Annotated in this window: 18 protein-coding genes; 9 read left to right on the top strand and 9 right to left on the bottom strand. The window is 60.1% G+C overall.

From position 1 onward, the window contains the following. Window positions 1–70 precede the first annotated feature (70 nt). Window positions 71–1,129 (bottom strand): LacI family DNA-binding transcriptional regulator, encoded by a 1,059-nt coding sequence (locus L8I05_RS24975; RefSeq protein ID WP_347341234.1) that lies wholly within the window; start codon window positions 1,127–1,129, stop codon window positions 71–73. 273 nt (window positions 1,130–1,402) lie between these two features. On the opposite strand from L8I05_RS24975, the gene L8I05_RS24970 reads away from it, so the two are divergent. The 3 genes from L8I05_RS24970 to L8I05_RS24960 all read left to right on the top strand — a co-directional run bounded on the left by L8I05_RS24970 (window position 1,403) and on the right by L8I05_RS24960 (window position 8,172). Then, window positions 1,403–3,328, top strand: a complete 1,926-nt coding sequence (locus L8I05_RS24970) for a hypothetical protein (protein WP_242172130.1) — start codon at window positions 1,403–1,405, stop codon at window positions 3,326–3,328. Window positions 3,329–3,480: 152 nt separating this feature from the next. Continuing rightward, window positions 3,481–5,646, top strand: a complete 2,166-nt coding sequence (locus tag L8I05_RS24965) for a hypothetical protein (RefSeq protein WP_242172127.1) — start codon at window positions 3,481–3,483, stop codon at window positions 5,644–5,646. Between the two features lie 252 nt (window positions 5,647–5,898). Continuing rightward, on the top strand, window positions 5,899–8,172 hold the full coding sequence (locus L8I05_RS24960) for an autotransporter outer membrane beta-barrel domain-containing protein (RefSeq protein WP_242172124.1): 2,274 nt from the start codon (window positions 5,899–5,901) through the stop codon (window positions 8,170–8,172). Between the two features lie 111 nt (window positions 8,173–8,283). On the opposite strand, the gene L8I05_RS24955 is transcribed toward L8I05_RS24960, so the two are convergent. The 3 genes from L8I05_RS24955 to L8I05_RS24945 all read right to left on the bottom strand — a co-directional run bounded on the left by L8I05_RS24955 (window position 8,284) and on the right by L8I05_RS24945 (window position 13,511). Further along, window positions 8,284–8,925 carry a DUF1345 domain-containing protein gene (locus tag L8I05_RS24955; RefSeq protein WP_159957115.1) on the bottom strand — a complete coding sequence of 214 codons (642 nt, stop codon included), beginning with the start codon at window positions 8,923–8,925 and terminating at the stop codon, window positions 8,284–8,286. 320 nt (window positions 8,926–9,245) lie between these two features. Further along, window positions 9,246–12,335 carry an efflux RND transporter permease subunit gene (locus L8I05_RS24950; protein WP_242172120.1) on the bottom strand — a complete coding sequence of 1,030 codons (3,090 nt, stop codon included), beginning with the start codon at window positions 12,333–12,335 and terminating at the stop codon, window positions 9,246–9,248. 18 nt (window positions 12,336–12,353) lie between these two features. Next, complete coding sequence (locus L8I05_RS24945) at window positions 12,354–13,511, bottom strand: efflux RND transporter periplasmic adaptor subunit (protein WP_242172116.1); 1,158 nt, start codon at window positions 13,509–13,511, stop codon at window positions 12,354–12,356. A 171-nt stretch (window positions 13,512–13,682) separates the two neighbouring features. Here L8I05_RS24945 and L8I05_RS24940 point away from each other — a divergent pair, with 171 nt between their 5' ends. Together L8I05_RS24940 and L8I05_RS24935 are read left to right on the top strand one after the other, a co-directional pair. Further along, window positions 13,683–14,384, top strand: coding sequence for a response regulator transcription factor (locus L8I05_RS24940; protein ID WP_106577862.1), 702 nt, complete (start codon window positions 13,683–13,685; stop codon window positions 14,382–14,384). A 3-nt stretch (window positions 14,385–14,387) separates the two neighbouring features. Continuing rightward, on the top strand, window positions 14,388–15,689 hold the full coding sequence (locus L8I05_RS24935; RefSeq protein WP_242172114.1) for an ATP-binding protein: 1,302 nt from the start codon (window positions 14,388–14,390) through the stop codon (window positions 15,687–15,689). Here L8I05_RS24935 and L8I05_RS24930 read toward each other — a convergent pair whose 3' ends face one another. From L8I05_RS24930 to L8I05_RS24920, 3 genes are all read right to left on the bottom strand, one after another. Then, on the bottom strand, window positions 15,690–16,364 hold the full coding sequence (locus L8I05_RS24930) for an anti-sigma factor (protein ID WP_242172112.1): 675 nt from the start codon (window positions 16,362–16,364) through the stop codon (window positions 15,690–15,692). Next, window positions 16,361–16,879, bottom strand: a complete 519-nt coding sequence (locus L8I05_RS24925) for a sigma-70 family RNA polymerase sigma factor (RefSeq protein WP_159961495.1) — start codon at window positions 16,877–16,879, stop codon at window positions 16,361–16,363. The genes L8I05_RS24930 and L8I05_RS24925 overlap by 4 nt, the downstream gene beginning before the upstream one ends. A gap of 96 nt (window positions 16,880–16,975) precedes the next feature. Next, window positions 16,976–17,497 (bottom strand): DUF3455 domain-containing protein, encoded by a 522-nt coding sequence (locus L8I05_RS24920; RefSeq protein ID WP_242172109.1) that lies wholly within the window; start codon window positions 17,495–17,497, stop codon window positions 16,976–16,978. 139 nt (window positions 17,498–17,636) lie between these two features. Here L8I05_RS24920 and L8I05_RS24915 point away from each other — a divergent pair, with 139 nt between their 5' ends. Both L8I05_RS24915 and L8I05_RS24910 read left to right on the top strand, forming a co-directional pair. Continuing rightward, entirely contained in the window at window positions 17,637–18,416 is a 780-nt protein-coding gene (locus tag L8I05_RS24915) for a class I SAM-dependent methyltransferase (protein WP_242172105.1), read from the top strand. Between the two features lie 82 nt (window positions 18,417–18,498). Continuing rightward, on the top strand, window positions 18,499–19,284 hold the full coding sequence (locus L8I05_RS24910) for a sulfite exporter TauE/SafE family protein (protein ID WP_242172102.1): 786 nt from the start codon (window positions 18,499–18,501) through the stop codon (window positions 19,282–19,284). Window positions 19,285–20,042: 758 nt separating this feature from the next. Here the strand turns inward: L8I05_RS24910 and L8I05_RS24905 are convergent. Further along, complete coding sequence (locus tag L8I05_RS24905; RefSeq protein ID WP_242172100.1) at window positions 20,043–21,281, bottom strand: acyl-CoA dehydrogenase family protein; 1,239 nt, start codon at window positions 21,279–21,281, stop codon at window positions 20,043–20,045. Between the two features lie 267 nt (window positions 21,282–21,548). On the opposite strand from L8I05_RS24905, the gene sfnG reads away from it, so the two are divergent. Beyond that, the gene (sfnG, locus tag L8I05_RS24900; protein ID WP_242172097.1) at window positions 21,549–22,634 is read left to right on the top strand and encodes a dimethylsulfone monooxygenase SfnG; all 1,086 of its coding nucleotides are present in this window, start codon (window positions 21,549–21,551) and stop codon (window positions 22,632–22,634) included. A gap of 4 nt (window positions 22,635–22,638) precedes the next feature. Here sfnG and L8I05_RS24895 read toward each other — a convergent pair whose 3' ends face one another. Beyond that, on the bottom strand, window positions 22,639–23,733 hold the full coding sequence (locus tag L8I05_RS24895) for a GNAT family N-acetyltransferase/peptidase C39 family protein (RefSeq protein ID WP_242172092.1): 1,095 nt from the start codon (window positions 23,731–23,733) through the stop codon (window positions 22,639–22,641). A gap of 94 nt (window positions 23,734–23,827) precedes the next feature. On the opposite strand from L8I05_RS24895, the gene L8I05_RS24890 reads away from it, so the two are divergent. Continuing rightward, window positions 23,828–25,414 carry a RimK family protein gene (locus L8I05_RS24890; protein WP_218175384.1) on the top strand — a complete coding sequence of 529 codons (1,587 nt, stop codon included), beginning with the start codon at window positions 23,828–23,830 and terminating at the stop codon, window positions 25,412–25,414. Window positions 25,415–25,418: the final 4 nt, after the last annotated feature.

The raw sequence follows: 25,418 nt of genomic DNA, 5'->3' as shown, positions 1-25,418 counted from the left end.
ACCGGTTTCATTTTTATACGCAAAACTAATGTGGCAGCTGGCTTGCCTGCGATGGCGGTGTGTCAGGCGACTACTGCTTCGTCTGGTAAATCGTCATCGCAGGCAAGCCTGCTCCCACAAGGGATTGGGTGGAGCCGCGGATGATCAGTTCGGGTAGGAAATCCAGGGTGCGGGTCGGGGCGTCATCGCCGCGCAGGCGCTTGAGCAGGCAGTCGAAGGCGCTGGCGCCAATCGCTTCGGTGGGTTGGGCGAGGGCGGTAATGCCACTGCCCACCAACGGATACCAGTCGAGGTCATCCAGGGCGATCAGGCCGACATCCTCAAACAGCTTGCAGCCCAGGGCCTTGAGTGCGCGGGTACAGGCCAGCGCGGCAATGCCGTTGGAGCAAAACACGGCCTTGGGGCCGGGGTTGGCCAGAAAGGTCTGCAGGTGTTTTTCCAGCGCGTCATCCAGTTCCAGCACCGCGCCGGTCAAGCCCGGGCGGGCGGCGATTTCGGCGGTGAAACTGGCCTGGCGCTCCAGGCGTGAGCTGGTGCCATCGGCCGCTTCGCTCACCAGCAGCACATCGCGATAACCCTGCTGTTGCAGATGCTCGATGGCGATGCGCACGGCTGCGGGGTTGTCCAGCCCGACCAGGTCGCTGTGCAGCGGTTCGACTTTACGGTCGACCAGCACCAGCGGCATTTCCTGCTGCAGCTCGAGCAATTGGTCAAGGTGATGGCCGAGGGTGTTCACGATCAGCCCTTCGATGTTGTACGAGCGCAGCGCCGCCAAGTGCTGGCGTTCCTGCGCGTCGTCGCGGTCGGTGTTGCACACCACCAGGCTGTAGCCGTGTTGGCGGCAGGCGGTTTCGACGCCGTGCATTACGGCGATGGAATAGGGGTTGCGGATATCGGCCACCAGCATGCCGATCAAGCGTGTGCGGCCACGTTTCAAGCCGCGAGCCATCTGGTTGGGGCGGTAGCCGAGTTCGCTGATGGCCTGCTCGATGCGCAGCGCAATGGCGTCGGAGAGCAGGGCGCGGTCATCACCGATAAAGCGCGACACGCTGGCTTTGGACACACCGGCACGTTCGGCGACGTCGAGCATGGTCACGCGGCTGCGCTGGGCGGCGGAAAATGGGGTCACGGTAGCGGGCCTTTCTTATTGGATTTAACGGTTCCATCGTGGGCTGATAACGCTGAAACCGGTTTCATGGAATGCCAGTCGAACCGTTTCGTCAAGGAATATTTAGAAATGGGTAACGGCACCCAACTCAAGAAAATCGACGAACGGATAGGCCTACCTGTTAGTTCTGACAGTATCCGGCCGCACGCTTTAGGCGTTTAATTTTTCCATCGCTGACAGGTAAAGGCATGCCTTCCTGATTCGCCGTGGTGAAATTCATCTTGAGGCTGGAACATGACCACTCCCAAAAAAATTACAGCTCGTTCCAGCCTTTTAAGCACCGCTTTCCCCGGGGACGAGGGGGTTAAATCCGTCGAGATCCCGGGCGTCAATACCACCGACGGTAGGGGTATTGTGTCGCGTGAGCTGCTGCGCAATGCGTTGAAAGTCAGGATCCCCGCTTGGCTTCCAGAGCCGTCGGCGCCGGATGACCTCGTGCACACGTGCCGGCTGTGGTGGGAAAGCAACGATGTAATCAAGTTGCTCGACTCCTTTGAGGTCAAGGTACCCCCACCGGCTATTCCCGAATTTTACGTACGTGAAATTAAATTATCCGACTTGCGAAGCGCTACGCGAGTCGCGCGCGTTTATTACACCTTTCAGATAAACGGCGGGCTCAGTACCAGCGAAAGCGTTTACATCACCATTGACCTGGAAGCGCCATCACTGAACCTGCCGTCGGACGTTGCCGAATTTGTTGCGTCGCCTGGGCCGGCGATCACCGAGCAATATTTGGTTGCCCATCAGCCCGTGCGGTTTTCATTCTCACCCTACGACATCGATGCATTGGGTGATTACATTAAGTTCTATCTGTTCAATTCGCCAAACCCAGTGGAGAAAACGCCGGATGGGGGTTCGCCGGTGGACTTCAGTACCGACCGATGGACGGCCACCTTGGACCCCGCTGCGTTTCGCAAGCTGAACAATGGCCCTGCGTGGCTGTACTACCGGGTTTTTGATGAGACCGGCAATTACAGCGCAATGAGTGCTGGCCTGCCTTTTGTGATGGCGCTTGGCCTGCCGGCTCCGAGCATTCGCCCTCCGGTCTACAACGATCAGTTGATCAAGCGTGATGACGCACGCCGGGATGAAGGCGGCGGGGTGTTTGTGCGTATAGACGGCTACACTGGCTGGTCAGCCGCCGCCAAGCATGAAGTGGTGGTGTACTGGGATGATCGCCCGACTACTCGGCTGGTCGTCTCCCAGCTCCCTTTCGATGTTGAAATTCCCTGGACTGTTCTCAGGGGGCCGGCCGCCGTTCTGGCGAAGCAGAGCGTACCGGTTCGTTACGAAATTTATGGGCTTAATCCGACGCCGGCGCCTTCTGTACCGGTATCGGTCAATGTCGACCTGACGATTGCCGGCCAGGATCACCCCAATGCGCCAGCACTGCTGAACCCCACCCTGGCACGGGTGGAAATTGTGGGCCTCACCGGCACCAATATGCTGGTTGACGCCGACCGAGGCCAGCCTGTTCAAACCCGCGTGCGTTTGTTTGATACGCCGCAGGTGGGGCACGTGTTGAGCTTGTTCTGGAACGGTGTGGGCCCGGTGGCGACCTATACAGTGCGCACTGGAGATACAGCGGGTAATTGGGTGTATTTTCCCAACGTGCCGTGGTCGGTGGTCAGTGGTGCCAATACCGCTACTTATGCTGTGCATTACACCACCAGCAATGGTGTTAACGAGCAGCGCTCGCCCGTGACTAATGTCAATGTCAAAGTTATTCCGCTGCCCGCACCTAAACTCGGTCACGACAAACTGGTCAACGATTACTTGAACTGCAATTCGGACCCCTCACCGGTGAACGGTATTATTTGGAAGATACTGGGCAATCCCAATATACGTATTGGCGATTTGGTAACGGTTAGGTTTGTAGGGTTTAACGAAAATAACTGGGCCACCGTCAATACGAATGTCGTGTTCAGTCAGTCACTGTTTTGGGAAGCAACTCATACGGCAGCCGGGCTGATGAAGATCATTGTGGATGAGTTCGACGCAGCGATTTTCCCACTGCGCAAACGCGGCTCCGCTACGTTGGTTTATGAAGTATGGCGTCACGGCGAAAAAGTAGCTGAATCACTTCCCGGGAAAGTACGTATTGACTTGACGTACCCGGGCGGTAAGTACTGCACTGACAAGGGAATTGTGTCCGGTTGAATGTGCTGTGATTGAAATCGGCTATTGATTAAGTGCATGTGCCGTCAGTGTTGTTTGTTTTTTTCAATAGGGTTCGCGGTGGATAAACAACGTTTATTCAACTGGCGAAGTGTGCTGTTGGTGTGAGTGGTTTAACTATCCGGAGCAAGACAATGGATCGTACAAATAGAGCAATTATTGATAGTTTCGTGGAACGAGATGTCGACTTCTACATCCCCGAGGCTTATAACCCCGGTACGTTGGCAGGGGAAGTTCCAGGGTACCGCGGGTTGTTGACGCGTGCGGCCTCAAAAAGTCAGAGCACCCTACTTAATATCGAGCTATGGGTTACCGCCGAAGTGGGTCAGATAATGGACATCCAAATCGTCCCGTTTGTTAACTTGGACACGCTGCCCCCACCTCCAGAGCCCGCTAAAGATCCAGATGAGGAGGAGAAGGAGGAAGATCCGTCAGTGCCGCCCCCTCCGCCGCTCACGGCAGAGCAAAAGATAGAAGCCGCTGAAAATCACTATTTCGATTCCAATGGTTGGACGTATCGACGTGAAGTTACGAGCCTGACCGACCCTATTCAGGTGGATATACCGCAAGGCTTTCGCCCCCCTGGGCTGTATTTGATCAGGTACAAGGTGCGGGAGCCCAATGCAAAGAGTTCTAACAAGTCGGTTCCGCAACTATTGATCGTCGACGAGACGTCGCCCTACGACCAGCCTCGCATCAGTCCTCCTCGACCACGGCTGCCGCTTGAATTGCCGCCGGGGGCGACGCTGGATGAAGCGTTTTTTAGAACCCAGGATAACAACATGGCGTTCTTCCCGATTCCTTACACTGAGGCCCAAGGGTACGCTCCGGGCGATAAATGGGAAGGGTTTTTCGGCGATTCGGGCGAACCTTACGCGATCGGCACGCAAACACAACACGAGTTCGACGCATCCCGAGGTCCGGGCATTTACCTGCCGTGGGACGTTGTCCAGGCCGCGCGTGGTGGCGTTTATACGCTTACCTATAAGCTGTATGACGCTGGCCTCAATCCATCCGAGCGGTCGCTCGGCTTGAACCTGGACAGCTTGGCACAGTCTCCGGTGCCAACCGAATTCAAGGCGCCTCTGGTTGCTCTAGCCGTGCCCGGCGATGGCTTGATTGACAGAGCTGATGTGGTGACGCAACGCGGTACGACAATGGAGATTCTTAACATCCCCAACGCGCTTGCGACAGATATCATTGAACTTCAACTGATCTCGACTTCATTCACACCGCCAATCACCCTCTCGCGACCAACGCCAGTTGGTACGGGTCGATTCATCACGTTTGACTCGGATGCCATGGACACGCTGTATGGGGGCAGAGCAGTCGGCAAAAACCGAGTGCCGATTGTGGCGTCTTACGTCCTGCGCCGTGGAACAAACACCTACCCGGCGGCGGCGTTGGAGACGCCATTCGATCTGGACTTGTCTGTTCCGGGGCCCAACCCAACCGGGCCAGGGCCACTCAATACCAACTTGCCGCTGGCGATAGTGCGCCCCGTGCGTCCTGCCAGCGATACTACCCCGATCACGGATAACCATTTGGAGGAACGAGACGCCGGCCGGGATGCGATCGCTCGAATTCCATACTGGACCGGCCCCGTATCGCCCGCCGACTCACTGCCTTATACGATCACATTGCATTTTGCTAACAAGCACTACCCACTGACTGTTACGACTATTTCTACCTTAGGGTATGACCCGATTCGTATTCCCTTTAATGATATCAAAGCTGCGGGCGGCCCTAGTCAGATCGCGTATTACACCATCACCTCCGCGGTCAGCGCCAACCCGCAAAACTCCGGGCCTACTACCGTCAAGGTAGACTCTGTGATCATGCAAATGGATCCGCCAGTGGTGCTCGGTTACAGTGGTACTCCAGCTACGCTTACCTGCGATAGCTTGAGCCCACCCAATACCGGCAGACTCAGCATCCATATTTCCGGTTCGGAGTATTTGGTCACAGGTAATCCGGTTTCCGTCAGGTACCAAGGGTTTGCAAATGGCGTCTCTGTAGTCGATGTAACTAAGGATTTCGTAGTGCCTAATACTGTTGCTGCTCGCAATGGGTGGGACGTGGTATTTGATCAGTCCTCGGTGGATCTGTTTAACCCACTCACGCCGAATCGCGGGAGCACTACCACCGGGTCGGCAACGGTCACTGTTTCGACCGTGTATCAAGGGCAGACGGTGCCTTCTCGTCCCGCCACTTATCGCGTAAGGGGTTACAAGGGAGCGACGTCTCGCGTCAACTATTGTGAGGGCCTGGCTATGCCTCCAGCGCCTACAACGCCCTAAATAAAAAACGCAAGGGAAATTGCCAGAGAGGGATCGAACCCTCTTTGGCATTCCTGTTTGTAGCGGCTCGGTTCTTTCAGCGCTGTGCAAGGCGCGCCTCTTACATGATCCGTTTGCTGTTTGGCAGATTCTTGGGAGAAATCCTACAGATCTGAACGATGCGCTGGTTAATTATGGCCGCGCTTGATGGGTTGCTCTCGCGAGTTTGAGAGCCCGTCCTATCGTTTCGTACAGGCACTAGAGGTCCATCGTATGTCGGCAGTATTTAACTTCAAAAAAACGCCTCTGAGCCTTGCGTTGGCGGCCCCGGCAGTCACGTTAGTGTTTCTGGCCTCACCCAATGTTCACGCCGAGACGCAAGTGTCGCGTCCTAATACGTCGATAGCACCGACTGTGCGACTTGATAATTATGTGCTGTCTCCCGGTTCGAGCCTGATAGTCCACGGCGCGCAAACCCGTCAGATTTTGATGACGCGTGCAGGCTTGACGTTGCAGCCCGGCAGCAGGACGGGAGATATCACGGCGACGAACGGGTCAAGAATCGTCGTCAATAACTCACGAGTCAACTCGCGTATTGGCAACACGGAAGCCATTTTAGCGAGTAACAACAGCACCGTGTTAATCACCAACAACAGTACAGTGACTAATGTTAATGGTTGGGGTGTAGCGATAAACGCTGCGCTCGGCGGCACGGATGGTTCAACCGTTACGGTTAAAGACAGCAGGGTTTTCGGTTCCCAGCGCGGTATTTCGGCTGGCGTCTATGGTGTGGCGAATCTGGACAATGCCCATGTCGAGGGCACTACCGCCGCCGGCATAGGTTTAGTGATGTTTAATGCCGACGCTAACGCACAGAATAAAAGTCTTATTTTGGGCGGGGTAAACGGCGTCAATATGACATCGCTTGGGAGTGTGTCGCGGACCAATACCTTGATCCTGGATAATTCCGTGGTCCAGGGGAAAACCGGTGCTGCCATTCGGGTGGCCCCGGGCCCAAGCAATAACACCAAGTCCAATATTCACGTGCTTAACGGCTCGAACCTGATTGGCGGCAATGGTGTGCTGCTCGAAGTTGCCAACAACGCCACCGCCAACCTGAATGTCGACAACAGCCAGTTGATCGGTGATGTGGTAATTGGCACCGGCGGCTTGGGCACGGTGCAACTTAACAACAATGCCTCGCTGACCGGCCAGTTACGCAACGTCGAGCAACTTGACGTCAACAGCAACGCCCAGTGGGTGATGGTGGGTGACAGCCAGGTCAATACGCTGAAAATGGGCGGCGGTAACGTGGTGTTTGGCGCCCCGCTGCAGTATCTGCAACTCAATACCAACAACTTGACCGGCAATGGCACGTTCAAAATGTACACCAACTTCAACACCGGCGAGACCGACCTGTTGAACGTCAACGGCAACGCCGAAGGTGATCACCAATTGTTGATTGGTGCCAGTGGCTCGGAGCTGGCCATCGGTGAGGCGATCAAGGTGGTGCACACTGAAAGCGGCGGCGCCAAGTTCGGCCTGGTGGGCGATACCGTCGATGTCGGCGCGTTCGAATATGGGCTCAAGCAGGAAGGCACCGACTGGTACCTGGACACCGAGAAAAAGGGCACCAGTACCAGCGCCAAGGCCGTGCTGGCACTCGCCAACGCTGCACCGGCGGTATTCCTCGGCGAAGCGAGCGTATTGCGCACCCGTATGGGTGAAGTCCGCTTCGGCGACGGCAAGGAGCAAGGCCTATGGATTCGCAATTACACTAACCGGACAGACGTGGCCGCCAACACCAACGGCGTGGGTTACAAACAGAATCAGTCGGGCCTGACCCTGGGTGTGGACTGGGCCATGGATGAACTGTGGACAGTGGGTGTGATGGGCGGTTACAGCAACTCCACCCTGGGCCTGAGTCGCGGCAGCAGCGGTATGGTCAACAGCTACTACGCCGGTGTCTATGGCATTTTTCGTGATGAAGAGAGCGGCGTGTACCTCGACCTGACGGCGAAGGTCAACCGCCTGAATGGTCAAAGCCAGGTCAACATGAGCGATGGTAAACGCGCCAAAGGCAAATATTCCCAGGACGCGGTGAGTGGATCGGCTGAAATCGGCAAGAACATCAAACTCAATGATGACGGCTTGTTTGTCGAACCCTTCGCTCAGGTGGCCGTCGCCAAAATTGGCGGCTCGAACTACACCATGGACAACGGTTTGAAGGCCAAAAGCGATCGCGCCACTTCCGCGACCGGCAAGGTGGGTGTCACTGTCGGCCAAAACATCCAGCTCGACAGCGGCGGCATCCTGCAACCGTACCTGCGTACTGCCGCAACGCGCGACTTCAGCCCGGACAGCAGGGTCTATATCAATGATCAGGCGTTCAAAAACAACCTGTCGGGGAGCGGTGTAGAGGTCGCGGGCGGCGTAGCTGCTTCATTGACGAAAAACCTGAGTGTGCATGGAGAAGTTACGCACATGCAAGGCAAGGCTTACGATCAGCCTTTGGGTCTCACTGTAGGTTTGCAGTACGCCTTCTAAGTAAAATGGGCTTAATGCCAGTCGGTTAAGAACAAGCGCTTTACTGTGGCGAGGGAGCAAGCGCCCTCGCCACAGGTAACCGATTGTGTGCCTCAGATCAGCACGCTTGCGCTAGCTGAACAAGCCTGCCGCAATATTGATCGAGAAACCCAATATCGCTGTATTGAACAGAAAACCGATCAACGATTGGCCCAGTACCACTTTGCGCAGGCTCCGTGTCGCCACGCCCACATCGGCTGTTTGCACCGCCACGCCGATGGTGAACGAGAAGTACAGGAAGTCCCAGTAGTTGGGGTTGCGCAAGCCTTCGGCAAAGCGCAGCGCGGGTTCTTCGCCTTCCCAGGTGTAAAAAAGCCGCGCGTAATGCACGCTGAAAATCACCCCGGTCAGCAACCACGAGCCGACCACTGTCATGCCGGTAAAGCCGTAATGAAGCGCGCGTGCCGTGCTGTCCAGGTCCTTGCTGCCCACCAGGTTCACGGTAATGGTCGCCAGACTCGCAATCGCGGCGATGCACACCATGAACAGCACCAGCCCGGCGTTTTCATCCTCGATTTCGGCGATGCGTTTTACGTCGTCGGCGCGAGCGCGGGTCGCCAGCCACAGCATCAGCAGCAGGTAGGTCCAGACACCCGCGTTCCAGCCGATGAGGATTTTGCTGATGAGCGTATCGGCCGGCGCCAGGATGCCCACGGCAAGGCCGAGGACGGCGGCGGATGAGAGGCGAGGGTGGGTGCGGGCGAGGAAGGCCATAGGGGCTCACAACAGGGGAGGTTGTGAGCACGATAGCGCATTCTCCAACGGCTGGCCTCTGTGGTAAGTGCGTCTGTCGTGGCTGGCAGGCTTGCTGTGGCGAGCGGGCTTGTCGTGGCGAGCGGGCTTGCCCCGCGTTGGGCTGCGAAGCAGCCCCAAAACCAGCCACCGTGTTCTAACTGCAAAAACGCGGTGGGCTTGATGGGGCCGCTTCGCGCCCCAACGCGGGGCAAGCCCGCTCGCCACACCAAGCAAGCGGGCCACAGCAAGCCCGCTCGCCACATCGAACCTGGCTGCCACACCAAGCCCGCATGCCACCGTTAACGCCGTTTGCGCACCAGCTTCATGACCACCACAAAAAACACCGGCACAAACACCACCGCCAGCGTCGCGGTGATCATCCCGCCGATCACACCTGTACCAATCGCTTGCTGGCTGGCCGAGCTGGCGCCGGTGGCAATCGCCAGCGGCACCACGCCGAGGATAAACGCCAGCGACGTCATGATGATCGGCCGCAACCTGAGCCGCGCGGCTTTCAGGGTGGCGTCGATCAGGTCTTCACCCTGGTCATACAGGTCCTTGGCGAACTCGATGATCAGGATCGCGTTCTTCGCCGACAAGCCGATGATGGTGATCAAGCCGACCTTGAAGAACACATCGTTAGGCATGCCGCGCAAGCTCACCGCCAACACCGCGCCGAGCACGCCCAGCGGCACCACCAGCAACACCGAGGTCGGGATCGACCAGCTTTCATACAACGCCGCCAGGCACAGGAACACGATCAGCAACGACAGGCCGAGCAGCAACGGCGCTTGAGAGCCGGACAAACGTTCCTGCAGCGACAACCCGGTCCATTCCTGGCCCAGGCCTGCCGGCAGCTGGCTGACCAGGCGCTGGATTTCGCTCATCGCCTCGCCGGTGCTGTGCCCCGGTGCCGCTTCGCCACTGATGGCGATGGCGGGGTAGCCGTTATAGCGGGTCAGCTGCGCCGGGCCTTGGGTCCACTTGGCCTCGACAAAAGCCGACAGCGGCACCATCTTCCCGGCGGTGTTGCGCACGTTGATCTTGAGCAAATCCGCCACCTGGCTGCGCTGGTCGCCTTCGGCCTGCACCACCACCCGTTGCATACGGCCCTGGTTGGGGAAGTCGTTGATATACGCAGAGCCAACGGCCGAAGACAGCACATTGCCGACGTCGGCAAACGACACGCCCAGCGCGTTGGCCTGCTTGCGGTCCACTTCCAGCTGCACTTGCGGCGCTTCGGCCAGGGCGCTTTCCCGCACGTTGGCGAGGATAGGGCTTTTTTCGGCAGCCGCCAGCAACTCGGTACGCGCGGCCATCAACGCCGCGTGGCCAACACCGCCACGGTCCTGCAAACGGAACTCGAAACCACTGGAGGTGCCCAGGCCGTCCACCGGTGGCGGCAGTATCGCGTAGGCAATCGCGTCCTTGAGCTCGCTGAAGGCGGCGTTGGCGCGGTCGGCAATCGAGGCGGCCGAGTCATCGCTGCCGCGTTCCGACCAATCCTTCAACGTGGTAAACGCCAGCGCCGCATTCTGCCCAGAGCCGGAGAAACTGAAGCCCATGATCATGGTGGTATCACCCACACCAGGCTCCCCGGCGTTGTGCGCTTCGATCTGCTCGGCCACCTGCACCGTGCGGTTCTTGCTCGCACCCGGTGGCAGTTGGATATCGGTGATGGTGTAACCCTGGTCTTCCACCGGCAGGAACGAGGAGGGCAGGCGGCTGAACATCCAGCCCAGGCCCACCAGCAACACCAGGTAGATCAGCAAATACTGGCCGCTGCGCTTGAGGGCATAGGCCACCCAGCCTTCGTAGCGGTCGGTAAGGCTATCGAAACGTTTGTTGAACCAACCAAAAAAACCGCCCTTGGCGTGGTGTTCGCCCTTGGCTATCGGCTTGAGCAAGGTCGCGCACAGCGCCGGGGTCAAGGTCAGGGCGAGGAACGCCGAGAACAGAATCGAGGTGGCCATCGACAGCGAGAACTGCTGATAGATCACCCCCACCGAGCCGGGCATGAACGCCATCGGCAGAAAGACCGCTACCAGCACCAAGGTGATACCGATGATAGCGCCGGTGATCTGGCCCATGGCCTTCTTCGTCGCCTCCTTGGGCGACAGGCCTTCGGTGGCCATGATCCGCTCGACGTTTTCCACCACCACAATCGCATCGTCCACCAGGATGCCGATGGCCAAAACCATACCGAACATGGTCAGCACGTTGATCGAGAACCCCAGCAACAGCATGGTGGCGAAGGTGCCCATCAGCGCAATCGGCACCACCAGCGTCGGGATCAAGGTGTAGCGCACGTTCTGCAGGAACAGGAACATCACCGCAAACACCAGCGCCATGGCTTCGAGCAAGGTGTAGACCACCTTGGTGATCGAGACTTTGACGAATGGCGAGGTGTCGTACGGAATCTTGTATTCCACGTTGGCCGGGAAGTAACGCGACAGCTCGTCCATCTTCGCCCGCACCAGCGTCGCGGTGTTCAGCGCGTTGGCGCCCGGCGCCAGTTGCACACTGACGGCGGTGGACGGCTTGCCGTTCAAGCGTGTGGAGAACTGGTATTCCTGGCTGCCGATTTCCACCCGCGCCACATCACCGATGCGCACGGTGGAGCCGTCAGGGTTGGCCTTGAGCACGATGTCGGCGAATTCCGCCGGCGTCGACAGTTGGCCCTTGACCAGGATCGCTGCGGTGATTTCCTGAGTCTTGGTACCCGGCAAATCACCAATGCTGCCCGCCGACACCTGGGCGTTCTGCGCGCTGACGGCCGCGTTGACGTCGGCCGGCGTGAGGTTGAAGCCAATCAGTTTCTGCGGGTCGATCCAGATGCGCATGGCGCGTTCGGCGCCATACAACTGCGCCTTGCCCACACCGTCGAGGCGCTTGAGCTCGTTCATCACGTTGCGCGCCAGGTAATCACTGAGCGCGACGTCATCGAGCTTGCCGTCGCTGGACGTCAGGGTCACCAGCAGCAGGAAACCGGCAGACACTTTCTCCACCTGCAAGCCTTGCTGAGTCACCGCTTGCGGCAGACGCGGCTCTACCGCTTTCAGGCGGTTTTGCACATCGACCTGGGCCATTTCCGGGTCGGTGCCCGGTTGGAAGGTGGCGGTGATGGTGGCCGAGCCCAGGCTGCTCTGGGATTCGAAATACAGCAGGTGGTCGGCGCCATTGAGCTCTTGCTCGATCAGGCTGACCACGCTTTCATCCAGGGTTTGGGCCGAGGCGCCGGGGTACACCGCGTAGATTTCCACCTTCGGCGGCGCAACGTTGGGGTACTGGGCCACCGGCAACTGCGGGATCGCAAGCGCGCCGGCCAGCAGGATAAACAGGGCGACCACCCAGGCGAAGATCGGGCGGTCAATAAAGAACTGCGGCATTGTCAGGTATTCCTTTCCTTAGCGGACCGAGGCCTGGGCATTCGGCGCGGGGCTGTCGTCCACTTCGACTCTTTCACCGGGGCGCGCATGTTGCAGGCCTTCGACGATGATGCGGTCACCGGGTTTGAGACCGCTGCTGACGATCCAGCGATCCTCGATCACCGCGCCCAGTTCCACTGGCTGCTGGCTGACGGTCTGCTCGGCGTCCACCAGAAGCACCATCGGGATACCGGCGCTGTCGCGGGTGATGGCGCGTTGCGGCACGCTGATACCTTGTTTATCCACGGCCTGTTCCAGGCGCACGCGCACAAAACTGCCGGGCAACAGGTCGAGGTCCGGGTTGGGGAACTCGCTGCGCAGGATGATTTGCCCGGTGCCGGGGTCGACGCTGATTTCGGCGAACAGCAATTTGCCCGGCAGCGGGTACAGGCTGCCGTCGTCCTGGATCAACGTGGCCTTGGCCTGGTCCTGGCCGACCTGTTTCAAGCTGCCGGCACGAAAGGCGCGGCGCAGGTCGTTAAGCTCGCGGGTGGACTGGGTCAGGTCGGCGTGGATCGGGTCCAGTTGCTGGATGACCGCCAGCGGCGTGGCCTCGTTCTGGCCGACCAGCGCGCCCTCGGTCACCAACGCGCGGCCGATACGCCCGGAAATCGGCGCGGTCACGGTGGCGTAGCCCAGGTTGAGTTTGGCGCGCTCGACGGCGGCCTTGTTCGCGGCGACCTCGGCGTTGGTCTGGCGCACGGCGGCGCGGGCGTTGTCGTAGTCCTGGCCGCTGATGGCGTTGCCTTCGACCAACTGGCTGTAGCGCTGCTCTTGCAGGCGCGCCTGGAACGCGTTGGCTTCAGCCTTGCTCAGGTTGGCCTGGGCACTGTCGAGGTCGGCTTTAAAGGGCGCCGGGTCAATGCGAAACAGCACGTCGCCCTGTTTGACGTCATGGCCTTCCTTGAACACCCGCTGCATCACCACGCCGGCGACGCGTGCGCGCACCTCGGCAATGCGTGGCGCGGCGATGCGCCCGCTCAGTTCACTGGTGATCGAGAGAGGCTTGGCCTGCAGCGTTTCGACACGGACTTTGGCCAGGGGCGTTTCCGGCGCTTCGTCCGCCGACTTGCCACAGGCGCTCAGGGCGAGCGTCAGGGCCAGCAGGCAAAACGGCGCAAACAGATTCTTCGACATGCTCATATCCCAATATTGACTGGCGCATCCTAAAGACACCTGCGCCGTGGTGCTGTGAAGCTGTGTAGCGCGTCTGTGAAGAAATGTAAGGTGCAGCCCATAGTTCGGTGAGGGCGTATATCCTTGCACAATCCTGCAACACACCAACAAATTGCATTATTTGGAAACACCATGCCCAACATCCTCCTGGTGGAAGACGACGCCGCACTCTCCGAGCTGATTGCCAGCTACCTGGAACGCAATGGTTACCACGTCAGCGTGCTCAGCCGCGGCGACCACGTACGCGAACGCGCGCGCCTCAACCCGCCGGACCTGGTGATCCTCGACCTGATGCTGCCCGGCCTCGACGGCTTGCAGGTGTGTCGCCTGCTGCGCGCCGACTCGGCGGGCCTGCCGATTTTGATGCTCACCGCACGCGACGACAGCCACGACCAGGTGCTGGGCCTGGAAATGGGCGCCGACGACTACGTGACCAAACCCTGCGAGCCGCGCGTGCTGCTGGCCCGTGTGCGCACCTTGCTGCGCCGCAGCAGCCTGTCCGAACCCCAAATGGCGAATGACCAGATCGTCATGGGCAACCTGTGCATCGACTTGTCGGAACGCACCGTGACGTGGCGCGAGCAGGCGGTGGAGCTGTCCAGCGGTGAATATAACCTGCTGGTGGTGCTGGCCCGGCATGCCGGTGAAGTGCTCAGCCGCGACCAGATCCTGCAACGCCTGCGCGGTATCGAGTTCAACGGCACCGACCGTTCGGTGGACGTAGCCATCTCCAAGCTGCGGCGCAAGTTCGACGACCACGCCGGTGAAGCGCGCAAGATCAAGACCGTGTGGGGCAAGGGCTACTTGTTCAGCCGTTCCGAGTGGGAATGCTGATCCATGTTTCGTGTGCTGCTGCGCCTCTACCTGATCACCATCGTCACCTACAGTGCGGCGATCTACTTGATTCCCAAGCTGGTGATTCAGGTGTTCGAACACCGCTACTTGAACTACAACGTCGAGCAGAGCCGCGGCCTGCAAAAACTCATCGTCAAGCAGTACCTGCGGGCGCCGGTTGAGCGCTGGTCGCAGGTTACCGACCAACTGAGCCGCGATTTTGCGCCGCTTAAAGTGCAACTGCTGCTGCGCCAGGACGCGAGCTACAGCCCCGAAGAAGAACAGTTGCTGGAACACGGCAAACCGGTGATCCGCCTGGGCGAGTGGGGCTGGATGGAGGAGGTCAGTTCGCCGATCAACCAGCAGTTTGCGGTCAAACTGACCATCCCGCCCGACCCGCTGGACATGAACCTGTTGTACTGGTCGATGAACGTGCTGATCGGCGCCGCGTTGCTGGCTTGCCTGCTGTTCTGGCTGCGCCCGCACTGGCGTGACCTGGAGCGCCTGAAAACCACCGCCGCCCAGCTCGGCAAAGGCAACCTGGCCGAGCGCACGCGGATTCCCGCCAGCTCCAACATCGGCAGCCTGGCGTCGGTGTTCGACACCATGGCCGACGATATCGAACGCCTGCTCAACCAGCAGCGCGACCTGCTCAACGCCGTCTCCCATGAACTGCGCACGCCGCTGACGCGCCTGGATTTCGGCCTGGCCCTGGCCCTGTCCGAAGACTTGCCGCCGCCCAGTCGCGAACGCCTGCAAAGCCTGGTGGCGCACATTCGTGAGCTGGATGAGCTGGTGCTGGAGTTGCTCTCCTATAGTCGCCTGCAAAACCCGGCGCAATTGCCGGAACGGGTCGAGGTGGTGCTCGACGAGTTCATCGACAGCGTGCTCGGCAGCGTCGACGACGAGCTGGAGAACCCCGAGATTGTCATCGACGTGGCGCTCGACTGCGCCGTCGAACGTTTCAGCCTTGACCCGCGCCTCACCGCCCGCGCCTTGCAGAACCTGCTGCGCAATGCCACGCGTTACTGCGACAAGCGCATCCAGGTGGGCGTCAAGGTGTGCGCCAACGGCTGTGAAATCTGGGTGGATGACGACGGCATCGGCATTCCGGTGGACCAGCGTGAGCGCATTTTCGAACCCTTCTATCGCCTCGACCGCAGCCGCGACCGCGCCACCGGCGGCTTCGGCCTCGGCCTGGCGATCAGCCGCCGCGCGATGGAAGCCCAGGGTGGCAGCTTGACGGCCCTGGCCTCACCGCTGGGCGGCGCGCGGTTTCGGGTGTGGCTGCCCAGCATCGCCTGATCAGAGCACCTTGACGGCGCGGCCGATCGCCTGGATCGGCCCCGTCGGTTTGCCGCTCGGCGAGCCACGCGAGTCTTCCAGGGTCAGTTCGAACAATTGGTTGGGTGCCAGGGGCGGAAGCTTGTCCAGCGGCACCGACAGCGTTTGCCCCGGCTTGACCAACCCTAGCGATACGGGGGCTTGCCAGCCCTCCGCTTTGGTCCAGAATTGCAGCGCCTTGTCGGCAGGCACCTCCATCACGCCCAGCGGTATCAGCTGGATCTGCTGAGTATTGCTGGCCTGTATCACCCAACCCGGCGCCTGGCTTTGTGGCGCCACCAGCACCACCACAAAGGTCGGTTCAGCAGTGGGCGGGCGGGTCAGCAGCAGGGTGGTCAATACCAAGGTTGCTACCAGACCCGCGCCGGCCAAACCGCGCCATAGCGCCAGCAGGTTCCACCACGGCACTTGAATATCGCTGGGCGCGACACTGTGTTCAATGCGCCGCCATAGCCGGGACGAGGGTGGCACCGGCTCAGCCAATGCGGTCAGTGGCAGCAGGCGCTGCTCCCACGTGTCCACCGCCGCACGCAACTCGGCGTCCACAGGTAAGCGCCGTTCAACCTCGGCGCGCTGTTCGGCGGGCAGGGTGCCCAACACGTACTCGCTGGCCAGTTCGTCAAGTGGATTACTCATGCCATGCACTCCCGCAGCGCGGCGAGGCTACGTTTGATCCAGGCTTTGACGGTTCCAAGTGGAGTGTCCAGTTTCTGTGCGATTTCGCTGTGGGAATAGCCATCGACATAAGCATGCAGGATGCAGCGGCGACGGGCCGGATCGAGCTGTTCCAGGCAATGGTGAATCTGCCCGGAGCGCGCGGTGAATTCAAAGGTGTCGTGGGCGGTTACGACGTGCTCATGGGCTTCGCTCAAGGCCACCTCGCGGTGATGATTGCGCACAAAATTCAGCGCCAGATGCCGAGTTACGCTGAACACCCAACCGCGCGCCGAGCCACGGCTGGGATCGAAACTCCCCGCGCCACGCCAGATCTTGATAAATGCGTCATGCACGATGTCTTCGGCCAGGGCTTTGTCGCGCGCGATGCGCAGGGCCACGCCGAGCAGGCGACTGCTCTCTTGCTCATAGAGTCGGCGCAGGGCACGTTGATCGCCACGGGCACAGGCCTGCAGACAGGCGTCGTAATCAAACAGGGATTCAGGTAAGGACACGGTTTTGCGCCGCAAGATCAAGGCCAATACCCCGACCCAAAGGCCGGGGCGCTATCGCAGCAGCGTAGCTGAATTTACTCAGTTGGCCGCCCAGAAGATGTAGTCGGCCTGGTACTTCACCACTTCCTGCTTGCCCTTGTTCGCGACGGTGCACTCAGTGCTCGGTGCCACGCCACCCTTGAGGGCGACGCGCTGAACGTAACTGATGCCACTCATCGCGCCTTTGCCTTCGGCCGGGTTGGCCTTGACCAACTGATAGGGCAGGTTGCCCGCACTCGACGGCGCCACGGCCAGTTGGGTGCCGGTGATTTTCGAGCCGTCATTGGCCTGCCACGTGGCGGGCGGGCCGAAGTAGGTGCCCACGGCTTTGCCGCTGCGGTCATTCAGCACAGCCTTGGGGCCGACGAAGGTCCATTCGGTCTGGCCGGCGGCGTTGGCTTTGTCGCGGCATTCGTAGGTGATTTCGCCGACGCCGGTGGTCTCCAGTGCCACCTTGTGCCCCTCCGGCACCTTGATGCTGTCGGGCAGGCCGGCCTGGGCAAAGGCAGCTGGCGCCGCGGCCAGCAGAACGGTGAGGCAGAGCAATGTTTTAGCGTGCATGGGTGTTTCTCCATTTCAGTAAAACAGCGGGGTAACTGCAGGTACTACCCACGGCGCGCGCGATTGGATGCAGCGATTAGAAAATAAACCCGCGAGGGCGCACACTGTGCCCCCCGCACTACCCGAGGAGAGATTGGCAATGACTGGTGTTCACACGTCTGCTCAACAGGGTTTCTCTACCCAGGCCGTCACCTACGCCCAAGGCCGGCCCGACTATCCACGACAACTCACCGGCTGGCTGACCGATGCGCTGCACATCGATGCGCAATCGACGGTGATCGACCTGGGTGCCGGCACCGGCAAGTTCACCCGTTTGCTCAGCACCCTGGCGCCCGCGCTGATCGCCGTCGAGCCGGTACAGGCGATGGGCGCGCAGCTGAATAAACTCCTGCCGGACGTGCGCCTGGTAGAAGGCACCGCCGACGCCATGCCGCTGCCCACCGCTGTCGCCGATGCGCTGGTGTGTGCCCAGGCCTTCCATTGGTTCTCCACCGAAGCGGCGCTGGCGGAAATCCACCGTGTGCTCAAGCCCGATGGGCGCCTGGGGCTGGTGTGGAATGTGCGCGATGAGTCGGTGGATTGGGTCGCCGCGATTACCGACATCATCACGCCGTACGAGGGCGACACGCCGCGTTTTCACACCGGGCGTTGGCGTGAAGCCTTCACCGGTGAGTATTTTTCCGCGCCTGAGATGACGACTTTTACGTATCAACATGTTGGCAGCCCGCAGGAGGTGATCCTGGATCGGTTTTTGTCGGTGAGTTTTATCGCCGCGCTGCCTGCCGTCGAAAAAGCCACGGTGACTGCGCAATTGCAGGCGCTGATCGACACCCATCCCGCCTTGCGCGGGCGCGACACGGTGGCTTTTCCGTATCAAACCCAGGCTTTCGTGTGTCAGCGGCTGACGCAAAAGGCATAAAGTCAGATCACATTGATATAAGTCGTTATATGAAAAATCGCTATCCTGCGGCCAGAATTTTATAAGGCCGCGGGTAGCTGTAATGGATGTGGGTAATTTTGGTTTTGTAATCGCGGGCCTGATCGTTGGTTTTATCGTCGGCATGACCGGTGTCGGCGGGGGCTCGTTGATGACGCCGATCCTGTTGTGGTTCGGCATCAACCCGGCGACTGCGGTGGGCACCGACCTGTTGTACGCGGCGATCACCAAATCCGGTGGCGTGCTGGTGCACAGCAAGAACAAGAACATCGACTGGACCATCACCGGCTGGCTGACCCTGGGCAGTGTGCCTGCGGTGCTGTTGACCTTGTGGTTCCTGGCCAGCCTGCATACCGATCCGAGCGCCATGAACGCGGTGATCAAACAAGCGCTTGGGGTTGTGTTGCTGCTGACGGCGCTGGCGATTCTGTTCAAGAAAAGCCTGTTGGCGTTTGCCCAGCGGCATGCGGGTGATGACTACCACATGAGCCCGCGCAACTTGAACGTGCTGACGGTGGTGACGGGCGCCATCCTGGGTACCATGGTTGCGCTGACCTCCATCGGCGCGGGCGCGCTCGGCACGGTGGCGCTGTTTATTCTGTATCCGTTCCTGGCCACGCGGCGGTTAGTCGGCACCGAGATTGCCCACGCGGTGCCGCTGACATTGGTAGCGGGTTTGGGGCATGCCAGCATGGGGAACATGGATTGGCATCTGCTGGGGTTTTTGCTGATGGGGTCGTTGCCGGGGATTTACCTGGGCAGCCACATGACCGGCAAGGTTCCCGATAGTGTGCTGCGGCCGTGCCTGGCGGTGATGTTGATGGCCATTGGGTATAAGTTGGCGTTTTGATGGGGGCATATCCGTTATTTAGGTAACGGCGGCTGAGTGGTTAGATCAAAAGCCAAGCCGAGGCGACCTGGTAGCCGACCTGAGTGGTAGAAGCAAAAGCACATCTACCTGATGTACTGAGATCCAAAATGTGGGAGTGGGCTTGCTCGCGAAGGCGGTGTGTCAGTGACACATGAGCTGGCTGACCCACCGCCTTCGCGAGCAAGCCCGCTCCCACAATTTAACCGAGTTCAACCGCCAATCCTCCGTGCTCTGCTTTTCTGTGGGAGCTGGCTTGCCTGCGATGCAGACACCTCGGTCGAGCAGGTACACCGAGTCGATGCCATCGCAGGCAAGCCAGCTCCCACATTTGATGGGTTTGGCTTCAAAAATCAGGTCGGCTGTCAGGCCGCCTCGGCTTGGCTTTTGATCTAACCACTCAGGTCGGCTACCAGGCCGCCGTGCTCTTGCTTTTGATCTTGCTTTTGATTTTGATCTTAGGCGCCCCGTTAAACCACGCTGGCCGAACGCAGGCTTTGGAGCGGGGGTAAACCGGCAGGACGCCGGTTTAGCCGCGCTGGGCCAAGGATGGCCCATCGCGGCGGCCCCCGCTCCAAAGCCTTCGTTCGGGCACACCGAGCCTAGGCGAGGTGCCGAGTGGTGGGGCAAGAGCCCTTTGCTTACTTTGGGGCTTTTCCAAAGTGAGCCGCCGTAAGGGCGGAACCAATAGCCGCCGTTACCGCAGCAACGGATATGTACCCAACGCCCCAAGATAAACCTCAACCCTTACCCGGCCCATTCCCGATCTGCCACACAAACGGTGGCTCAGCCCCATTAATCACCCAGTCCCCCACAATCCGCGCCTTGTAGATCACCGGATTATGCGAAGACACCGTGCGCGCATTCCGCCAATGGCGATCAAGCGCTTTGCCCTGGCGCACATCCGACGCCCCCAGTGCATTAAACAACTCGGTCGTCGCCCGCTGGATCAACGCGGACACCACCACCTGCGCCGTCGCCGATTCAATCTCCGCCGCCACATTCGCTTCACGCTCAGCCGCCTCATCCCCAGCAAACCGCGCCACGTACGCCCGTTGCGCCGGCACTGAGGCCTTCAACGCACTGGCCTCAGCGGCATACACCAGCGCCGCCACATCCCCCACGACCTGTTGAACCTGCGCATCCTGGCTGACATGCGCAGCATTCCCATGGCTGTAAATGCGCTTGCGGCTGCGCACCTGATGCGCCACGTCATTGAGCGCCGCACGGCCAATCCCGGCCAGGCTCGCCAGCAACACCAGTTGGTAAAACGCGGTCTGGTATTTAAACCGCGTGGCAAAGTCGATCACGTTTTCCGCTTCCACCACCGCGTCGGTAAACCGCGTGGTGCCGCTGCCGGTGGTGCGCTGGCCGAAGCCGTCCCAATCATCGCTTTGCACCACGCCTGGCTGACGCGTGCGGGTGGCCGCGATCACATCGCCACCGGTGTCGCTGCGCTGCGCGTACACGTCGATCCAGTCGGAGAACAGGCTGCCGGTGCTGTAGAACTTTTCACCGTTGAGTTTCCACGTCTCACCGTCAGGGCTGACCTGGGTGACCACATCACCGATGGCCACGTTGCCGATTTCGGTCCAGGCGCAGCCGACAATATCGCCGTCGACAAAACGCTTGAACCACACCTCACGGCCCGCGCTCGGTGGTGCGTTCAGGCGGTCTTCGGCGAAGGCGAAATGCCCGCGCAAGGCTTGCGGCACATTAGAGTCGGCGGCCGCCAGTTCAATCAGCAACTCGAACAGCTGCGGCAACGATGCGCCACCGCCACCGTATTCCACCGGCACCCGCACCGCGCCAAAACCGGCGTCTTTGAGCCATTGGATCGGTTCATAGGGCAGGGTACGCGTGTGTTCGCGCTCCACCGCGCCCTCGGCGATGCGCTGGAAGATCGGCCGAAAGCGTGCGGCCAACGTGGGGTAGTCGACGCCGGTGGACAGCGGGTTGATGACGTGTTGCTCGGTCATGGGGACGGCTCCTTGGCAGTGATCAATGCTTGGGGTGATTGCACAGTCCGTGCCGGGTCTTTCAGCGCGTATTTGCAGGCCAAAAGCCGCGCCCACTGTTGCTCCAGCAACAGCAGATGGACAAACCGGCGCGATCCCCGACATCAAAGGCTCGGCCATTCAACCTTGCGTTCAGGGCCGTGACGCCCATGGCCAGGGCCTTTGCCTTTGCCTGGCACGCTTGCTGCTCAAGCCCTGGGTACATCCCTTCGTGTGAGGTACTACCAGATGAGTCAGCAAGCCGTGAAATTTGCCTATTGGGTGCCCAACGTCAGCGGTGGGCTGGTGGTGAGCAAGATTGAACAACGCACCCATTGGGGCATCGATTACAACCGCAAACTGGCGCAATTGGCCGAAGCGGCCGGCTTCGAATACGGCCTGACGCAAATTCGCTTTACCGCCGGTTACGGCGCGGAAAACCAGCATGAATCCGTGGCCTTCAGCCATGCACTGCTGGCGGCGACCACCACGCTCAAGGTGATCGCGGCGATCCTGCCCGGCCCGTGGCAGCCGGCCCTGGCGGCCAAGCAACTGGCAACCATCGACCAGCTCACCAACGGCCGTATCGCGGTGAATATCGTCAGCGGTTGGTTCAAAGGCGAGTTCCAGGCCATCGGCGAACACTGGCTGGAGCACGATGAGCGTTATCGGCGTTCCGAGGAGTTTATCCGCGCGCTGAAAGGCATCTGGACCCAGGACGATTTCACCTTCAAAGGCGACTTCTATCGTTTCAACAACTACACCCTCAAGCCCAAGCCACTGGGCCAGCCGGAAGTGTTCCAGGGCGGCAGTTCGCGGGCGGCGCGGGACATGGCTGCGCGCGTCTCGGACTGGTATTTCACCAACGGCAACACACCGCAAGGCATCAAGGCCCAGGTCGACGATATCCGCGCCAAAGCTGCCGCGAATAATCATTCGGTGAAAGTCGGCGTCAACGCGTTTGTGATCGCCCGTGACACCGAGGAAGAAGCCCGTGCCGTACTCGCCGAAATTATCGACAAGGCTGACCCGGAGGCGGTAAATGCCTTTGGTGACGCGGCCAAACAGGCCGGTAAAGCCTCTCCGGAAGGCGAGGGCAACTGGGCCAAATCCAGCTTTGAAGACCTGGTGCAGTACAACGACGGCTTCAAGACAAACCTGATCGGCACCCCGCAGCAGATTGCCGAGCGCATTGTCGCGCTCAAGGCCGTGGGCGTGGACCTGGTGCTGGCGGGCTTCCTGCACTTTCAGGAGGAAGTCGAGTACTTCGGCAAGCGCGTGTTGCCGCTGGTACGCGAGCTGGAAGCCAAGGCCGGGATCAAGCAGGTGGCCTGAGCCTTTACCGAGTGAAGAGCACCACCGCCGCGCGCAACTTGTTGTTGCCAAACCGGCACATTCGATCGAACTCCGCGTGGCTGACCGGCAAGTGCTGGCAGTCCAGCGGCTGGCGGTGTTGGCTGTGGTCCACGTCCGGGTCGTGCAGGTAGACAAAGTCGTCGTCGCAATCGGTGACCATCACCCAATGCGGCGACTTGGAGCGGGTGAGGCGGTAGCTGCTGATCAACACCAGCGGCTGCCCGCCGGCCTGCAAAACCTGCGGTAAATCCAGTGCGCCGCCGAGAACTTGCTCGACGTCGCTGCCCGTCAGTTCCTCCTCAAACGCCTCGTGCACCAGGCGCATGACGTCCTTTTTATGCTGATCGCGCACGCCGTCCAGAAACAGCGGCCCGCGCACATTCACCTGCATGCGTACCCGAAAGCCGCGACGCCAGGCCGCCAGCGCCAAGCCTTGCGGGCTGCAGCCGCCGTGGCCGGCGGTCATGAACACGGTGGTTGCTTCACGCCAGATTTGCAGCTCTTCGCGCCGCCCAGCCACGCGGCCCGGCACCAGCGCGCCCATGGCCATCAGCAGGCACGCGGCGCCGCAGGTGAAATCGGTGGTCTGCTGGTAATACGGCACGCTTTGCGGGCGGGCGTGCTGCGGCTGCACGATGCGTTTTTCCAGGCGCAGGGCCGGGGCGTGGTCTTCGTAGTAGTCGTTGATCAGCGCAAAGCGCCGGTAGCCAGTGCGCTCATACAGGGCGAGGGCGCCGGGGTTGTCGGTGCGCACTTCCAGGCGCAGGTAGGCGCAATCATGCGCCACCGCGCAGGCTTCGATGCGCGCCAGCAACTGTTTGCCCAGGCCCATGCCGCGCGCATGTTCGGCGATGGCGATGGAATACAGGCGTGCCAGCGAGGTGCCGCGATGGAACAGCACCAAGGCGTATCCGAGCAAACCGGCGTCTTTTTCGGCGACCAGCAACTGGCCATGGGCGCGGCTGATCATCCACTGGAAACTGCGTGGCGAGAGCCGGTCGGTGGTGAAACAGTGCTGTTCCAGTGCCACCAGTTCTGGCACATCAGCGGGGGTTGCAACGCGAAAGGAAAGAGCCATATGACCGCCGTAAAAGTTGCGTAACGAAACGGGACTTCTCTAAAAGATCGTGCTTAATAGAAAAGGTCGAGTTCTCTAAAGCGGATCAAATATTATGTCGGCGGTACAAAGTCATTGGCGTGAAGTATCCGAGCAAACTGTCGCGGCGACAATAACTTCCAAAGGTTATTTTTCTCCACCTCTTAAAGGCTCCAGTCAAGTCGTGATCATTGTCGAGCGCAAGGAAGATTGGGCCTCCTATTTCCCCAGCGAAGACATCGTCACCGCCCAGGAATACCTCGAGCAAACCCGCGAGAACGAGACGGGCAAGCGCGTGCAGGTGATCAACCTGTGCCGCAGCTACAAGTACCTGGGGCACGGTTACTACTGCTCGCTGCTGGCCGAGGCGCGCGGGCACAAGGTGATTCCGTCGGTGCGCACCATCAGCGAATTGACCAAAAAGTCGTTGTACGGCCTGTCGCTGGATGACCTGGATAAAACCCTCGATAAAGCCTTGAGTCATCACCTCTACAGCAATACCGAAGGCTTTACCCTGACACTTTATTTTGGCCGAACCAATATAGAACCGTTGCAGGAGTTGGCCCGCCAGTTGTTTGAAACCTTTCCGTGCCCGATCCTGTTAGTTGAGTTTCGCAAGAATAACGGCTGGCACATCGAAGGGGTCAAGTCCGGCGTGTTGCACAAGTTGCGCGATGACCAGGAAGACCAGTTCGCCCACGCCCTCGACAACTTCAGCCGCAAGATCTGGCGCCAACCGCGCTCGCGTCGTTTGGCCCGTTATGACCTGGCCATACTCCACGATCCCCAGGAGCAACTGCCGCCGTCGAATGCCAAGGCCCTGGAGAATTTCGTGCGGGTCGGCAAGGGCTTGGGCATTGATGTGGAACTGATCGAGCGCAAGGATTACTCGCGCCTGGCCGAATACGACGCCTTGCTGATCCGCGAGACCACCAGTGTCGACAACCACACCTACCGTTTCGCCAAAAAGGCCGAAAGCGAAGGGCTGGTGGTGATGGACGACCCGGCGTCGATCCTGCGCTGCACCAACAAGGTTTACCTCACCGACTTGCTCAATAGCCATCAACTGGGCATGCCCGCCACCGAGATTCTGTACAAGGAGCGACCGGAAGATTTCGAACGGGTCGGCGAACGCCTGGGCTTCCCGCTGGTGCTGAAGATTCCCGACGGTTGCTTCTCGCGCGGCGTGATCAAGGTGGAAAGCCAGGCGGCGTTGCTCAAGGCTACCGCCGAGTTGTTCGAACATTCAGTGCTGTTGCTGGCCCAGGAGTTTTTCTACACCGAGTACGACTGGCGTATTGGCGTCCTCAACCGCAAGCCGATCTTTGCCTGCCAATACTTCATGTCCAAGGGCCATTGGCAGATCTACAACCACAAGGCCATCGGCCAGGACATCAACGGCGAATGCCGCACCCTGGCGGTCCACGAAGCACCCAAGGCGGTGGTCGAGCTGGCGGTGAAGACCGCCAACCTGATCGGCGACGGCCTCTACGGCGTCGACCTCAAGCAGTCCGGCGACAAGGTGGTGGTGATCGAGGTCAACGACAATCCCAACATGGACGCCGGCATCGAAGACGCCTACCTGCAAGACGACCTGTATGCCCTGGTGCTGGAGGAATTTGTGCGGCGCCTGGAGTTGAAACGCCAGGGCCAGGTGTGGTGACGCG

It is taken from the genome of Pseudomonas sp. MONT-RG-20F-20-E-7-02, from assembly GCF_022662395.1.
GTDB lineage: Bacteria > Pseudomonadota > Gammaproteobacteria > Pseudomonadales > Pseudomonadaceae > Aquipseudomonas.
This window is presented reverse-complemented; position numbering and strand designations above follow the sequence as displayed.